The organism is Ramlibacter albus (assembly GCF_014297445.1).
In the GTDB taxonomy this organism is placed as follows: Bacteria; Pseudomonadota; Gammaproteobacteria; order Burkholderiales; family Burkholderiaceae_C; genus Ramlibacter; species Ramlibacter albus.
On the sequence record NZ_JACORU010000005.1, the window covers coordinates 250,453 to 264,953 of the forward strand.

Genomic DNA, 14,501 nt, shown 5'->3' on the forward strand with positions numbered 1-14,501 from the left:
CATGGCCGAAGCCCGGCGGGGCGACCCGCGCCTGACCGAGCAGCGCAACCCGCGCAGCACGCGCATCGACCAGCTCACCACGCAGGAGATCGTCGACCTGGTCAACGCCGAGGACCGAATGGTCGCCGCGGCCGTGGGCGAGGAGCGCGAGCAGATCGCGCGCGCCATCGACCTCGTGGTGGACAGCTTGCGGCAGGGCGGCCGCCTCTTCTATGTGGGGGCAGGGACGTCGGGGCGCCTGGGCGTGCTCGACGCGTCCGAAATGCCCCCCACCTACCGCACCGATCCCGAGCTCGTGCAAGGCGTCATCGCCGGCGGGCTGGATGCGCTCGTCCGCGCGCAGGAAGGCGCGGAGGATCACCCCGAGGACGGTGCCGCCGCCATGGACGAGCGCCACGTCGGCGCCAAGGACTTCGTGCTCGGCATCGCCGCGTCCGGCACCACGCCCTTCGTGCACGGGGCGCTCGAGCGCGCGCGCGAGCTCGGCGCGCGCACCGGCTTCCTGCTGTGCACCTACCCGTCGGAGCAGCTGATGAAGACGCACGACGTGGTGATCGCGCCCCTTGTGGGGCCGGAGGTCATCACGGGCTCCACGCGCATGAAGGCGGGTACCGCGACCAAGATCGTGCTCAACACCATCAGCACCGCCGCGATGGTGAAGACGGGCAAGGTCTACGGCAACCTCATGGTCGACCTGCAGGTGACCTGCCAGAAGCTGCAGGACCGCGGCGAGCGCATCCTCGTGGAAACACTCGGTGTGAGCGCGGAAGATGCGAGCCGCCTGCTCGGCGAATCGGGCGGCCACGTGAAGACGGCCATCGTGATGCAGCGGCTGGGGCTCACGGCGCAAGAGGCCGCGCAGCGGCTGGATGCGGTGGGTGGCTCGATCGCCGACGTGGTCGGCGACCTGGCTTCGAAGCCTTAGGAGACGTGCGCGGCCGCGCGGCGGTCGCCGCCGGAGACGGCCCAGCCCGGTTCCATCGGCGCGCCGGCCGCATCGTCGAACACCCACGCCACGCCGAGCAGCCACAGCTTGTGGTCGGGCCGCTCCACCAGCAACTGGCGCATGAACGTGCCTTCGAGGCGGTCCACGTGCGGCATCAGCATGGGGCCGCCGCGCTGGACCACGAAGTGCACGTGGATGACGCTGCGGCCGCTGCCGGTGCGCCCGTGCAGCACGTCGCACTCAACCCAGTCGGAGGGGATGGAGTGGCTGCGCAGCGTGTTGATGAAGGCGCGCTGGATGGCCTTGGTGCGCGAGCCGCGCGTATCGTCTGTGTTCATTCGGAAGTCGCCGAACGCGTTTCGGTTTCGGGGGGCCGCAGCGTGGCGCGCTGGCGCTCCTGCTGCTTCATGCGCGCAAGGGCGCTTTCGGCGCCCTTGCCGGCGCCGCCATGGCGCTCCTTCTGGTCCTCGCCCTGGGGCTGGCCCTCGGGCGAGGCGTGCTGCTGGTCCATCTGCATACGTGTCTTCGTTTCCCCTGGGCAGCCGCGAACAAGCCCGGCCGCCAACCCACGCACATTAGATGCGCGCGGCTCAGTTGCCTGTCGGCCGCGGATGTACGGCCGCGTAGGCCTTGTCCGACACGAGGATGGCCTCGGATACGCGAGGGACACGCGGGCTTCCTATACTCGCCGCTTCCCCCAAAGCAAAGAGACGAGGCTTCATGGCTGTTCGTGCGCCGTTCGTATTCATTTTTCTCGCGGGCGCGCTGCTGCTGGCCGGCTGCGGCCAGGGCCGCGGCGCCAATGCGCAGCCCGCGGGCGGCATGCCGCCGCCCGAAGTGGGCGTGATCACCGTGACCTCGGGCGACGTGGGGCTCGTGACCGAGTTGCCCGGCCGCCTCGAGGCCGCGCGCGTGGCGCAGGTGCGCGCGCGTGCGGCCGGCATCGTGCAGCAGCGGCTGTTCCGCGAAGGCAGCGACGTCAAGGCCGGGCAGGTGCTCTACCGCATCGACGCGGCGCCGTACGCGGCGGCGCACGCAAGCGCGCAGGCGCAGCTCGCGCGCGCCGAGGCCAACCTTGGGCAGGCGACCGCGCTCGCGCAGCGCTACAAGCCGCTGGCCGAAGCCAACGCGATCAGCAAGCAGGATTACGTGAACGCACAGTCTGCGCAGAAGCAGGCCGAAGCCGACGTGGCTGCGGCGCGGGCGGCCGTTCGCACGGCCGAGATCAACCTCGGCTATGCATCGGTGGTAGCGCCAATCTCGGGGCGCATCGGGCGTTCGCTCGTGACCGAGGGCGCGCTCGTGGGGCAGGGCGAGGCCACGCCGCTGGCCGTGATCCAGCAGATCGACCCGCTCTACGTCAACTTCACGCAATCGTCGGCCGAAGTGCTGGGGTTGCGCCGCGCGCTCGCCGAAGGCCGCCTGAAGCGCGCGGGTGCCGAAGGCGCGCTCGTGCACGTGATGCTGGAAGACGGCACCGAGCACCCGCAGCCGGGCAAGCTGCTCTTCGCCGACCTCACCGTGGACGCCAACACCGGCCAGGTGACGGTGCGCGCCGAAGTGCCCAACAAGGGCGCACTGCTGCTGCCCGGCATGTACGTGCGCGTGCGGCTGGAGCAGGCGAAGGCGGGCAACGCGATGCTGCTGCCGCAGCAGGCCGTGACGCGCACGCCGCAAGGCGACTCGGTGATGGTGGTGGCGGCCGACGGCAAGGTGAGCCCGCGCAACATCAGGATCGGCGGCTCGCAGGGCACGAACTGGGTCGTGCTGTCGGGGCTGCAAGTGGGCGAGCAGGTCATGGTGGACGGTTTCCAGAAGCTGCGGCCCGGCTCCCCGGTCAAGCCGGTGCCGTGGAGCGCGGCGCCTGCTGCTGCGGCTGCCGCACCCGCATCGGCCGCGAGCGCGAAGCGCTGAGGACCGGCGCATGTCGAAGTTCTTCATCGACCGCCCCATCTTCGCGTGGGTGATCGCGCTGTTCATCATCGTGCTGGGCGCGGTGTCCATCACGAAGCTGCCGGTGGCGCAGTACCCGACCGTGGCGCCGCCTTCGATCCAGGTGCAGGCCGTGTACCCGGGCGCGTCGGCGCAGACGCTCGAGGACAGCGTGCTGTCCGTCATCGAGCAGGAAATGAACGGCTCGCCCGGCCTCATCTACATGGAGTCGACGGCGCAGGCCAACGGCAGCGGCAACATCACGCTGACCTTCGAGACGGGCACCAACCCCGACCTCGCGCAGGTGGACGTGCAGAACCGCCTCGGCCGCGCGGCGCCGCGCCTGCCGGCGGCCGTGACGCAGCAGGGCGTGCGCGTGGAGAAGTCGCGCAGCAACTTCCTGCTCTTCACGATCCTGTCTTCCGACGACCCGGCGTGGGACCCGGTGGCGCTGGGCGACTACGCGTCGCGCACGGTGCTGCCCGAGATCCAGCGCATCCCGGGTGTGGGGCAGGCGCAGCTGTTCGGCACCGAGCGCGCGATGCGCATCTGGATCGACCCCGCGAAGCTCGTGAGCTTCAACCTCGCGACGAACGAAGTGCTGGCGGCGATCCGCTCGCAGAACGCGCAGGTGTCGGCAGGCACGATCGGCGACCTGCCGAACGTGCCGGGGCAGGGGGTGGCGGCAACGGTGGTTGTCAACGGGCAGCTCACGTCGGTGGAGCAGTTCGGCAACATCCAGCTGCGCGCCAACCCCGACGGCTCGTCGGTGCGGCTGAAGGACGTTGCGCGCATCGAGCTGGGCGGTCAGGCATACGCGATCTCCGCCCGCCTGAACGGCAAGCCGTCCACCGGCATCGGCGTGCAGCTCTCGCCCACCGGCAACGCGCTGGCGACGGCCGAGGCGGTGCGCGCGCGCATGGGCGAGCTCGCGAAGTTCTTCCCGCAGGGCATGAAGTGGGACATCCCGTACGACAGCTCGCGCTTCGTCAAGATCTCCATCGGCCAGGTGGTGGAGACGCTGCTCGAGGCGATGGCGCTCGTGTTCCTGGTGATGTTCCTGTTCCTGCAGAACTTCCGCTACACGGTGATCCCGTCGATCGTGGTGCCGGTCTCGCTGCTGGGCACCTTCGGCGTGCTGTACGCGCTGGGCTTCTCGATCAACGTGCTCACGATGTTCGGCATGGTGCTGGTGATCGGCATCGTGGTGGACGACGCCATCGTGGTGGTGGAGAACGTCGAGCGCATCATGAGCGAGGAGGGCCTGCCGCCGCGCGAGGCCACGCGCAAGGCGATGGGGCAGATCCAGGGCGCCATCGTCGGCGTGACCGTGGTGCTGGTCTCGGTGTTCGTGCCGCTCGCCTTCTTCGGCGGGGCGGTGGGCAACATCTACAAGCAGTTCTCGGCGGTGATGCTGGCGTCGATCATGCTGTCGGCGTTCATGGCGCTGTCGCTCACGCCCGCGCTGTGCGCGACGCTGCTCAAGCCGATGGAGGCCGGCCACCACCTGGAAAAAGGCGGCTTCTTCGGCCGCTTCAACCGCGCCTTCAAGAGCACGGCGCATGCCTACGAAGGCTTCGTGGCGCGCATCCTCGGGCGGCGCAAGCGCGCGATCGCCGTGTACCTGGGCGTCATCGCGGCGGTCGTGTTCCTGTTCATGCGCCTGCCCACCTCGTTCCTGCCGAACGAGGACCAGGGCTACATGATCGTCAACGTGCAGCTGCCGCCAGGCGCCACCGTGGACCGCACGAAGAACGTGATGACGCAGGTGGAGGACTTCATCCTCAAGCAGCCGGAAGTGCAAAGCATGGTGGCCGTGATGGGCTTCAGCTTCTCCGGGCAGGGCCAGAACGCGGGCCTCGCGTTCGTGACGCTGAAGGACTGGAAGGACCGCCCCGGCGCGGAGCACAGCGCGCAGGCGCTCGCCGGCCGCGCGTTCGGCGCGCTGTCGCGCGTGCGCGATGCGTTCATCTTCCCGCTGAGCCCGCCCGCCATTCCGGAGCTGGGCACGGCCACCGGCTTCAGCTTCCGCCTGCAGGACCGCGGCGGCCACGGGCACGATGCGCTCGTGGCCGCGCGCAACCAGCTGTTGGGTCTGGCGCGGGAAAGCAAGATCGTGACGGGCGTGCGCGCGGACGGCCTCGAAGACGCGCCGCAGCTGCAGATCGACATCGACCGCGAGAAAGCGAGCGCGCTGGGTGTGCCCTTCGACGCGGTGAACGCAGCGCTGTCGACGGCGCTGGGTTCGTCCTACGTCAACGACTTCCCCAACCGCGGCCGTTTGCAGCGCGTGGTGGTGCAGGCCGATGCGCCCGCGCGCATGCAGCCGGAAGACCTGATGCGCATCCCCGTCGTCAACTCGCGCGGTGCCTCGGTGCCCATGGGCGCTTTCGCGAGCACGCGCTGGGTGACCGGCCCGATGCAGACCGTGCGCTACAACGGCTATCCGGCGATGAAGATCTCCGGCGACGCCGTGCCCGGCCGCAGCACGGGCGAAGCGATGGCGGAGATGGAGCGGCTCGCCGCGCAGCTGCCCACGGGCTTCGGCTACGAGTGGACCGGCGTGTCGCGCGAAGAGCGCCTGTCCGGCTCGACCGCATTCATCCTGCTCGGCTTCTCGCTGCTGGCCGTGTTCCTGTGCCTTGCCGCGCTCTACGAGAGCTGGTCGATCCCGCTGTCGGTGATCCTTGTCGTGCCGCTGGGCATCATCGGCGCGCTGCTCGGCGCCAACCTGCGCGGGTTCCCGAACGACGTGTACTTCAAGGTGGGCCTCGTCACGATCATGGGCCTGTCGGCGAAGAACGCGGTGCTGATCATCGAGTACGCGAAGGACCTGCACGCACAGGGCAAGTCGCTGGTCGATGCCGTGCTGCAGGCCTGCCACCTGCGTTTCCGCCCGATCATCATGACCTCGCTCGCGTTCATCCTCGGCGTGCTGCCGCTCGTGATCGCCACCGGCGCGGGCTCGGCGAGCCAGCGCGCCATCGGCACCGGCGTGATGGGCGGCATGCTCACCGCGACGGCGCTCGCGGTGCTGTTCGTACCGGTGTTCTTCGTCGTCGTGCGGTCGATCTTCAAGGGCAGCGAAAGGCAGCGGCGCATCTATGCGCACGAGCTGGATGCGCCACCTGCGGCAAGTACGGCGAACACCGCGAACCCGGGAGCCGCCGAATGAAGCGCGCCTTGATCGCTGTTGCCTGCGCGGCGCTGGCTGCGTGCTCCATGGCGCCGAAGTACGAGCGCCCCGCCGCGCCGGTGCCCGGGGCGTTCCCGTACCCCGGTGCAAGCGAAGGTGCGGCGGCGGCCGACTTCGCGTGGCAGCAGTTCTTCACCGACGCGAAGCTGCGCGAGCTGATCGCCACCGCGCTCGCGAATAACCGCGACTTGCGCGTCGCCATCCTCAACATCGAGCAGGCACGTGCGCAGTACGACATCCGGCGTGCGGACCGGCTGCCCACGGTGGGCGGCACCGTCAGCGGCTCGCGCGTGCCGAACGCGAGCGGCGGCACGACCAGCACCTACACGGCCGGCATCGCGTTCACCTCGTGGGAGATCGACCTGTTCGGCCGTGTCGCGAGCCTGTCCGAAGTGGCACTCGCGCAGTTCCTCGCGACCGAAGAGGGCCGAAGGGCGGCGCAGGCCTCGCTCGTGGCTTCCGTCGCGAACACATGGCTCGCGCTCGCGGCCGACGACGAGCTGCTTGCGCTCACGCGCGACACGCTCGCCACGCGCGAGGAGTCGCTGCGCCTCACGCGCCTGCGTTTCGAGAACGGCGCGGCGTCGGAGATCGACTTCCGGCAGGCGCAGTCGCTGTACGAATCGGCACGCGCCACGCATGCGCAGCTGCAGCGCCAGCGTGCGCAGGACATCGATGCGCTCGCGCTGCTGATCGGCCAGGCCGTGCCGCAGGGCATCGAGGCCGGTATCACGACGGAAACCGTGCGCCTGCCGGACCTGCCTGCGGGCACGCCGTCGGATGTGCTGGTCAACCGCCCCGACGTGCGGCAGGCCGAGCAGCTGCTGGTCGCTGCCAACGCGAACATCGGCGCTGCGCGCGCGGCGTTCTTTCCGCGCATCTCGCTCACGGCGGGTCTGGGGACGGCGAGCAGCGACCTGTCCGGCCTGTTCAAGGGCGGCAGCTGGGGTTGGACGGTCGCGCCCTCGCTCGTGCAGCCGATCTTCGATGCCGGCCGCAACCGCGCGGGCCTCGCGTCGGCGCAGGTGGCGCGCGACATTGCGGTGGCGCAGTACGAGCGCGCGATCCAGTCCGCTTTCCGCGAAGTGGCCGATGCGCTCGCGGGGCGTGCGACTTACGCTGAGCAGCTTGCCGCGCAGGCGGCGGTGGTTGAGGCGGAGACCGTGCGGTTCCGGCTGGCGAAGCTGCGCTACGAAGGTGGCGTGGCCAGCTACCTCGACTTGCTCGATGCGCAGCGGTCGCTCTTTGGCGCGCAGCAGGCGCTGGTGCAGGTGCGCCTGGGGCGGTTGCAGAACCAGGTGCAGCTTTACAGGGCGTTGGGAGGGGGGTGGGGGAGTCGTTGACGTCCGTAAGCGTAGTCTCGACTTCGCCATTCTGATGTGCGTTGCTCTCCCCATCCCTCCCCCCGCCCTCCCTTCCCCTCCGGGAAAGAGAGGGAGCTAAAGCGGACAGCCGATTTGGGCTCGTCTGAACGGACAAGGCCGAATCGGGAGACGTCGGGGGGTACTCGATCGCCGTCAGCGCTATCGGCGAGAGACGGGTCCACGCGTTGCTGGGTGCTACCCAGCCTAAGGAGATGATGCTGTGACGAGATGACGATATCTTAGGCTGCGTAGCACTTCTCCCCGGAGGGGAGGGGAGGGCGGGGGGAGGGATGGGGAGAGCAACGCACATAAGCACGGCGAAGTCGAGACTACGCTTACGGACGCTCCCGCCTCAACACGCCAGCGTGAACCACACGGTAGCCCCTTCCCCAGGCCGCGCCTCAGCCCATACCCGCCCGCCGTGCCGCGTAACGATCTTCCGCACGAGCGCAAGCCCGATCCCCGTCCCCTCGTACTCCGCGGTGTGCAACCGCCGAAACGCCCCGAACAGGTTCGCGGCATGCGCCATGTCGAACCCCACCCCGCAGTCCTGCACGTAGTAGGCAACGCCGTCGGGCAGCCACTCGCTCCCAACGCGAATCACGGTGCGCGGCTTGGGCCGCGAGAACTTCCACGCATTGCCCACGAGGTTCGCCATCACGCGCTGCAGCAGCGCGGGGTCGCCAACCGCGGGCAGCGTTTCGGCAATGATCGCATCGAGCTCGCGCGCGGGCTCCAGCTCGCGCTGCCGCTGCAGGGCTTCGCGCGCCAGCACGGCCAGGTCGACGGGCTGGTTCACCATCTCCACCGACGACAGCCCGGCGAGCGAGAGCAGGGCATCGGTGAGCTCGCTCATGTGGCGCACGTTGCCCATGATGCGCCCCAGGTAGTGCTTGTTGCGCGAGTCCAGCGCAGGCAGGTTGTCGTGCAGCAAGCGGCTGAAGCCGTGCAGCGCTGTCATCGGCGCGCGCAGGTCGTGCGCGATGGAATACGCCAGCGCCTCCAGCTCCTCGTTCGCCAGCCGCAGCTGCCGCGTGCGCTCGGCCACGCGCTCTTCCAGCCGCTCCGACAGGCAGCGCTGGCTTTCGTGCAGCGCGAGCTGCGCCTGCTTGCTCTCGGTGATGTCCTGCAGGGCGCCGTGCAGCCGCTGCACGCGCGCCGCGCCGTCCCACTCGGCCTCGCAGATGATGCGCACCCAGATGCGCCGGCCGCGCGCGGTGAGGGCCTGCGACTCCACGTCGAAAGGCGTGCCGTCCTCGAGCGCGCGCTCGAGGATCGCGCGCAGCCGCGGCCGGTCGGGCTCGGCCAGCCATCGCAGCGCGCCGCGCGCGGGCACGTCGTCGCCGGGGCGCAGGTCCATCATCGCGCGCACTTCCGGCGACAAGGCCAGCGTCCTGGAGCCCATGTCGTAGGCCCAGCCACCGAGGCGGCCGATCTGCGCCGCCAGCTGCAGCAGCGCGGTGGCATCGCGCAGCCTCGCCTCGCTTGCCTGCAACGCGAGCTCCGCCACCTTGCGCTGCATGACCGCGTCCTCGAACGCACTGAACAGGTCGTTCGCTACGAAAGGGGAGGAGATGAAGGCGGTCTGCGACACGATCGCCCATCATGGGCCGACCGTGCCGCACTCCGCAAGGGTGTGGTAACCGGAGGTATCGGGCGCGCGCCTACTTCGGCTTGAGCTCGCTCTTGCTGGTGATGATGCGGCCGACGATGCCGTACTCGATGGCTTCTTCGGCGGACAGCCAGCGGTCACGCTCGATGTCCTGCAGGACGACCTCGTAGGCCTTGCCGGTCGCCTTGGAGATCGTCTGCGCGATGCGCTCGCGCGCCTTGATGATCTCCTGCGCGTGGATGGCGATGTCGCTCGCCGGGCCGCCCGCGCCGCCCGAGGGCTGGTGGATCAGGAAGCGGGTGTTGGGCGTGCAGAAGCGCCTTTCCTTGGGCACCGACAGGTACAGGTGCGTGGCGGCGCTGCCCACCCAGCCCGTGCCCACCATGTTCACCGGCGCGGTGATGAAGCGGATCATGTCGTGGATGGCGTCGCCCGACTCGAGGTGGCCGCCCGGCGAGCTGACGATCATGTCGATCGGCATCGACGACTCCGCGTCGAGGGCGAGGAGGCGCCGCGAGATGTCGGCGGCGGAGCTGTCGCTGATGGTGCCGAACACGAGGACCGTGCGGGCCTTGAAGGTCTTCTCCTCGAGGAACGAGGTGCGCGGCTCCGCGGTGGAGGCGGCGGGCGGGTTCGGGTCGTGTTCTTCTTCGGGGCTGTGCATGGAAAGCATGGGGACTCCTGGGATGCAGACCGAATCATGCACCAAGCGAGGGGCGGCCCGCCTGCTCGGCCGTAGACAGCCGCTTGTCCTACTTGGCTGTCGGACGGCGCCGACAAATGCGTGCGCCTGCTGGGCGATCAAATCGTCCTCATGACCAACAGCGGCATCACGCTGCAGCAGAGGGAAACACCGGAACAAGAGCCGGCGGCGGGCCTGTACGGCACGGCCGCGCGCTGGCGCAAGCGCGGGCTGGGCGAGCCGATCCGGGTGGGCATCGTCGACGACCACCCCATCGTCCGGGAGGCACTGCGCAGCTTCCTGGCCGAGCAGGAGGACATCCGCGTGGTCGCGGAAGCGGACTCCGGCCGCACGGCGATCGACCTCGTGCGCCGCTTCCCGCTCGACGTGCTCATCCTCGACCTGGACATGCCGGGGCAAAGCGGGATCGACGCGATCACGCTGATCAAGGCCAAGGCCGAACACCTGGCCGTGCTGATCTATTCAGGGCACCCGGAGAACGAGTACGCGGTGCCGCTCATCCGCAACGGCGCGAGCGGCTACCTCAACAAGTCCTGCGAGCCGAAGCTGCTGCTCGATGCGATCCGGAAGCTGGCGCTCGGGGGCACCTTCATCACCGCGGGCGTGGCCGACCTGCTGGCCAGCCAGCTGATGCCGGCGCGCGGGCCCTGCCCGCACGAGCAGCTCACCGCGCGCGAGCTGCAGGTGTTCCTCAAGCTCGCCCGCGGGCGCACGCCCGGGGACATCGCGCGCGAGCTGTGCCTGAGCTCCAAGACGATCAGCAGCTACCGCGCGAAAGTGCTGGAGAAGCTGCAGGCGCGATCGAACAGCGACCTCACCTACTACGCGCTGAAGCACCGGCTGCTGGAGTGACGCGCCTTTCCTTGCGGAAGGACCAGCTCGCGGCGGCGATGCGGATCGTGTCGCCCGACTGCAGCTCGATCTCGAACAGGTTCGTGCCCTGCTGGTTGGCGGCCACGAGCTGCGCCGACGGGCCCCACGGCCGCTGGCAGGGCACGTGCAATTCGCTCACGCCCTCGAAGATGAGGACGTGCAGTTCGAGTTCGTCGGGGTGGAAGGTGAAGGTCGCGCGCGAGTTGCCCCAGTCGAACAGCACGTCCACCAGGTATGCGTCGGAGAGGGGCAGCACGGCAAGGGTCACCGCCCCACTATAGCGTCACGGCGGCCTCAGAGCGCGTCCAGCATGTCCTTGGTGACCAGCACCACGCCGTTGGGGCTGCGGTGGAAGCGCTTGCCATCGAGCTCGGCGTCCTCGCCGATCACCATGCCCTCGGGGATCTCGCAGCCGCGGTCGACGACCACCCGGTGCAGCCGCGCGCCGCGTCCGATCGTGCACTGCGGCAGGATGACCGCCTGCGCGATCGTGCAGCACGAACGCACGCGCACGTTGGAGAACAGGACCGCCTCGCGGATCGACGAGCCCTGCACGATGCAGCCGCCCGAGACGAGCACGTTGGCCGTCTCGCCCTGGTGGCCGCGCTCGTCGGGGACGAACTTGGCCGGCGGCAGCTGCTCCGAGTAGGTCCAGATCGGCCAGTGGCGGTCGTACAGGTTCAGCTCCGGCATGTGGGCCGCGAGGTCCAGGTTGGCGGCCCAGAAGGCGTCCACCGTGCCGACGTCGCGCCAGTACGGGTTGTGGCGCGTATTGGCGGGGATGCTGGACATGTTCAGCGGGTGCGCCACCGCGCGGCCTTCCTTCACCACGTGCGGGATCACGTTCTTGCCGAAGTCGTGCTCGGTGTGGTCCTTCGACATCTCCTGGTCGAGCAGGCGGTACAGGTAGTCCGCGTTGAACACGTAGATGCCCATGCTGCCCAGTGCCTTGTCCGGCTTGCCGGGGATGGCGGGCGGGTCCTTCGGCTTCTCGAGGAAGGCCGTGATGCGGCGGTTCTCGTCGACGTGCATCACGCCCAGGGCGGTGGCCTCCATGCGAGGCACCTCGATGCAGCCCACGGTGCACAGCGCGCCGCTTTGCACGTGGTCCAGCAGCATCAGCGCGTAGTCCATCTTGTAGATGTGGTCGCCGGCGAGCACGAGGATGTACTCGGGGCCGTAGGCGCGCAGGATGTCGATGTTCTGGTAGATGGCGTCGGCCGTGCCGCGATACCAGAACGCCTCGTCCACGCGCTGCTGCGCGGGCAGCAGGTCGATGAACTCGTTGGCCTCGCCGCGCAGGAAGTTCCAGCCGCGCTGCAGGTGGCGCAGCAGCGAGTGGCTCTTGTACTGCGTGAGCACGCCGATGCGGCGGATGCCGGAGTTGATGCAGTTGGACAGGGCGAAGTCGATGATGCGGAACTTGCCGCCGAAGTACACGGCCGGCTTCGCGCGCCGGTCGGTCAGCTCATGCAGCCGCGAGCCGCGGCCGCCCGCCAGCACCAGCGCGACGGTCTGCTGCGGCAGCTGGCGCAGCAGCACCATGCGGTCGGCGCTGTTGTCCGCGCCCTGCTCGGAGTCGAGCACCGACACGCCCATTTCGGAGCTTCTTTCGTCTGCCATGGGAACACCTCTCTTTGTGCGTCCACTTTCCCGCACAGGTGCGAGGCGACGTGTAGGAGAGCTTCGCGTCGGATCAGCGGAGGGGCCGCTCGACAGGACCGTAGATGGCCCGTGGCTCGCCGCGGCGGAAGGCCCAGTAGCGGTCGCCGTACGAGTAGTGCCACCACTCGCGCACGTAGTTGGCGAAGCCTTCGCGCTCCATGGCTTCACACAAGAGCAGGCGGTTCGCTCGGGCTTCGGGCGTGAGGTGCGCGTGGCGCGTCTCGCAGTATTCGGACGCCACGTCCACCCAGTCCTTCACCTCCATGCCGAAGTCGATCACGCGGCCGTTGGCATCGACGATCTCCACGTCGACCGCGCCGCCCGTGCTGTGCGGCGGGATGTTGGGCTTGCCGTCGTTCTGCATCGGTGGCGCGACGAGGATGGTCGCGCGCTCGTGCACCTGCTCGGGCGTGAGGTGGGGGTGTGTCTCGGCGACGCGCCTTTTCTCTTCGTCGAACAGCCATGCCTGGATGGGCAGGCTGCGCAGGCCCTCATACAGCCGAAGCCTCAGCCCGGCAGGCAGGGAGGCCTGCACGCGCAGCAGCTTGTCGTAGACGGAGCGGCGAACCCAGCGGTAGTCGGGCTCGGTCTCGGGGCGTTCGGGCGGCGGGCCGTAGAGGATGCCGCCTTCGCGGGCGATATCCACCAGCGGCTCGCCGCACTCGGCGACGGGGATGTCCTGATGGGTCATGCGCCCATCATGGTACCGGCGGCGTGCGTTACGCCGTCAGTTCCGGCTTGAGGTCGGTGATGGGGATCAGGCCCTGGTCGCCGTCCTCGTACATGAGGTGCGCGGCATTGCCCATCGAGCGCCAGCAGGCCTGGAAGGTCTGGCCGTCCACGACGGCGGAGGCTTGCCGGTACTCTTCCTTCTGCTGCGGCTGGATCCGGCCGAGCACGAGCTCGCTCGTGCAGGGCTTGTCGCCGAGCCGCACGCTGTCGTTGCCCTGCCGGGCCACGAGGTCCTGCGCAAATGACGGTGCGGCGGCGACGAGCGCGGCACAGATCAGGAGCGTTTTCATCGAATTTCTCTCCGCTTGATGATGCAGCCATGGTGCGACCGCGCTGCTCGTGAGCTGTGTAGGACGCAAGGCGCAGGCCGCGTCGTTCGAACCCACGCTTGCGGGCAGGGCAATTGGCTGTAAAGGATGGTCACGTCTTGCTACAGCGCGCCGCCTGCGCGGTACGTCTAATGGGTCCTACACGGTCCAGTTCGGGGCGTGCCTAAAGTTTTTTCATGAGCCGCTACAACCGCGCCGAATACTCGAAGATCCTCGCCCTGCAGCAAGAGGTGTCGCGCGCGGAAGCCGACTACCAGCGCTTGCGTACGGCCTACCTCGAGGTCGCCAGGAACGAGCCGGGCCACGAGGTGGCGCTGGCGATGATCGGCGCGGACATGGACCGGGCGCATGCGCGCCTGCAGGCGCTCATCGGGCTGCCCAAGCTGCCCTTCACGCACGAGCCGAGCGTGGTGGTCCGCCGCGAAGCCCAGCGCCAGACCGAAGAACACTGACAGCCGCGCGCGGCCTTGGCCGAGTGCGCGCACGCAGGGTGCGCGCGACCATCGATGCAAAGGAGATCACATGATTCCCTACGACATCGATCCCACGCTGCACGACGGAGAACCCCATGAATCGCTGGACGACGGCTTCTCGCCGCCGCCCCACCACGAGGACGAGGGGCTGAAGGCGGCCGAGCCGGCCATGCTCGAAGCGGCGCTCGCCGCCAAGAGCCCTTTCTAGGCGACGCCTCGTGTCCACGCATCCCGTCGAACCCGAGCCGGCACCCGCGCAGGAGCAGCCGCAGCCGGCCGCGCCGAACCCGACCCACCTGCCGGTGGAGCCGGAGTTCGGCCCCGCCCTCTCGCCCGCGCGGCCCGAAGAGCCGCGCGTGCCGCAACCCGAAATCTGAAACCAAGGAAACCGACATGGACGACGCACCGCAAGCCATCACCCCTCCCGCCCCCGGCCTCGAACGCGAGGAGCCCGAATTCGTGACCGAAGACGACATCCCCCGCGACGAGGACGGGTGGCGCTGGGCCACCGCGGAGATGGACAAGCTCGGGCACAAATGACGCCTGCCACGAGCCCGGCACCGGGGCCGGAGCCCACCGAGGCGCCCAAGCCCGCGAACCCGGAGCCGACGGCTGCGCCGGCAAGTCCCGAACGACCCACGACGCCGACGGACCATCCGCGCCCGGACCGGCACGA

At 69.2% G+C, this 14,501-nt stretch carries 17 protein-coding genes; 9 read left to right on the plus strand and 8 right to left on the minus strand.

The window, feature by feature from the left end; translation table 11 throughout:
- Position 1 precedes the first annotated feature (1 nt).
- On the plus strand, positions 2 to 925 hold the full coding sequence (gene murQ / locus H8R02_RS15425) for an N-acetylmuramic acid 6-phosphate etherase (protein WP_187082327.1): 924 nt from the start codon (positions 2 to 4) through the stop codon (positions 923 to 925).
- On the opposite strand, the gene H8R02_RS15430 is transcribed toward murQ, so the two are convergent.
- Together H8R02_RS15430 and H8R02_RS15435 are read right to left on the minus strand one after the other, a co-directional pair.
- Entirely contained in the window at positions 922 to 1,284 is a 363-nt protein-coding gene (locus H8R02_RS15430; protein ID WP_187082328.1) for a hypothetical protein, read from the minus strand. The genes murQ and H8R02_RS15430 overlap by 4 nt on opposite strands.
- The gene (locus H8R02_RS15435) at positions 1,281 to 1,463 is read right to left on the minus strand and encodes a hypothetical protein (RefSeq protein ID WP_187082329.1); all 183 of its coding nucleotides are present in this window, start codon (positions 1,461 to 1,463) and stop codon (positions 1,281 to 1,283) included. The genes H8R02_RS15430 and H8R02_RS15435 overlap by 4 nt, the downstream gene beginning before the upstream one ends.
- 203 nt (positions 1,464 to 1,666) lie before the next feature.
- Between H8R02_RS15435 and H8R02_RS15440 the strand changes: the two genes are divergently transcribed.
- The 3 genes from H8R02_RS15440 to H8R02_RS15450 are packed head-to-tail and all read left to right on the plus strand — an operon-like array spanning position 1,667 to position 7,417.
- Complete coding sequence (locus H8R02_RS15440) at positions 1,667 to 2,860, plus strand: efflux RND transporter periplasmic adaptor subunit (RefSeq protein WP_187082330.1); 1,194 nt, start codon at positions 1,667 to 1,669, stop codon at positions 2,858 to 2,860.
- Positions 2,861 to 2,870: 10 nt separating this feature from the next.
- Positions 2,871 to 6,053 carry an efflux RND transporter permease subunit gene (locus tag H8R02_RS15445; RefSeq protein WP_187082331.1) on the plus strand — a complete coding sequence of 1,061 codons (3,183 nt, stop codon included), beginning with the start codon at positions 2,871 to 2,873 and terminating at the stop codon, positions 6,051 to 6,053.
- Positions 6,050 to 7,417 carry an efflux transporter outer membrane subunit gene (locus H8R02_RS15450; RefSeq protein ID WP_187082332.1) on the plus strand — a complete coding sequence of 456 codons (1,368 nt, stop codon included), beginning with the start codon at positions 6,050 to 6,052 and terminating at the stop codon, positions 7,415 to 7,417. The genes H8R02_RS15445 and H8R02_RS15450 overlap by 4 nt, the downstream gene beginning before the upstream one ends.
- A 373-nt stretch (positions 7,418 to 7,790) precedes the next feature.
- Here H8R02_RS15450 and H8R02_RS15455 read toward each other — a convergent pair whose 3' ends face one another.
- Both H8R02_RS15455 and H8R02_RS15460 read right to left on the minus strand, forming a co-directional pair.
- Positions 7,791 to 9,032: a sensor histidine kinase gene (locus tag H8R02_RS15455; protein ID WP_187082333.1), complete on the minus strand. Its 1,242-nt coding sequence runs from the start codon at positions 9,030 to 9,032 to the stop codon at positions 7,791 to 7,793.
- Positions 9,033 to 9,102: 70 nt separating this feature from the next.
- Positions 9,103 to 9,723, minus strand: a complete 621-nt coding sequence (locus H8R02_RS15460; protein ID WP_435531273.1) for an ATP-dependent Clp protease proteolytic subunit — start codon at positions 9,721 to 9,723, stop codon at positions 9,103 to 9,105.
- 141 nt (positions 9,724 to 9,864) lie between these two features.
- On the opposite strand from H8R02_RS15460, the gene H8R02_RS15465 reads away from it, so the two are divergent.
- Positions 9,865 to 10,605: a response regulator gene (locus tag H8R02_RS15465; RefSeq protein ID WP_187082334.1), complete on the plus strand. Its 741-nt coding sequence runs from the start codon at positions 9,865 to 9,867 to the stop codon at positions 10,603 to 10,605.
- Here H8R02_RS15465 and H8R02_RS15470 read toward each other — a convergent pair.
- From H8R02_RS15470 to H8R02_RS15485, 4 genes are all read right to left on the minus strand, one after another.
- Positions 10,568 to 10,894, minus strand: a complete 327-nt coding sequence (locus tag H8R02_RS15470) for a hypothetical protein (protein WP_187082335.1) — start codon at positions 10,892 to 10,894, stop codon at positions 10,568 to 10,570. The genes H8R02_RS15465 and H8R02_RS15470 overlap by 38 nt on opposite strands.
- Before the next feature lie 26 nt (positions 10,895 to 10,920).
- Complete coding sequence (gene glgC / locus H8R02_RS15475; RefSeq protein WP_187082535.1) at positions 10,921 to 12,171, minus strand: glucose-1-phosphate adenylyltransferase; 1,251 nt, start codon at positions 12,169 to 12,171, stop codon at positions 10,921 to 10,923.
- A 151-nt stretch (positions 12,172 to 12,322) separates the two neighbouring features.
- Positions 12,323 to 12,982 carry a M15 family metallopeptidase gene (locus H8R02_RS15480; RefSeq protein WP_187082336.1) on the minus strand — a complete coding sequence of 220 codons (660 nt, stop codon included), beginning with the start codon at positions 12,980 to 12,982 and terminating at the stop codon, positions 12,323 to 12,325.
- A gap of 28 nt (positions 12,983 to 13,010) precedes the next feature.
- Entirely contained in the window at positions 13,011 to 13,313 is a 303-nt protein-coding gene (locus H8R02_RS15485) for a hypothetical protein (RefSeq protein WP_187082337.1), read from the minus strand.
- Positions 13,314 to 13,528: 215 nt separating this feature from the next.
- On the opposite strand from H8R02_RS15485, the gene H8R02_RS15490 reads away from it, so the two are divergent.
- The 4 genes from H8R02_RS15490 (at position 13,529) to H8R02_RS15505 (ending at position 14,365) form a co-directional block, all read left to right on the plus strand.
- Positions 13,529 to 13,804, plus strand: coding sequence for a hypothetical protein (locus H8R02_RS15490; protein ID WP_187082338.1), 276 nt, complete (start codon positions 13,529 to 13,531; stop codon positions 13,802 to 13,804).
- A gap of 70 nt (positions 13,805 to 13,874) precedes the next feature.
- Positions 13,875 to 14,033: a hypothetical protein gene (locus tag H8R02_RS15495; RefSeq protein WP_187082339.1), complete on the plus strand. Its 159-nt coding sequence runs from the start codon at positions 13,875 to 13,877 to the stop codon at positions 14,031 to 14,033.
- A 10-nt stretch (positions 14,034 to 14,043) separates the two neighbouring features.
- Entirely contained in the window at positions 14,044 to 14,202 is a 159-nt protein-coding gene (locus H8R02_RS15500; RefSeq protein ID WP_187082340.1) for a hypothetical protein, read from the plus strand.
- A 16-nt stretch (positions 14,203 to 14,218) separates the two neighbouring features.
- Positions 14,219 to 14,365, plus strand: a complete 147-nt coding sequence (locus H8R02_RS15505) for a hypothetical protein (RefSeq protein WP_187082341.1) — start codon at positions 14,219 to 14,221, stop codon at positions 14,363 to 14,365.
- The last annotated feature ends 136 nt before the right edge of the window (positions 14,366 to 14,501 follow it).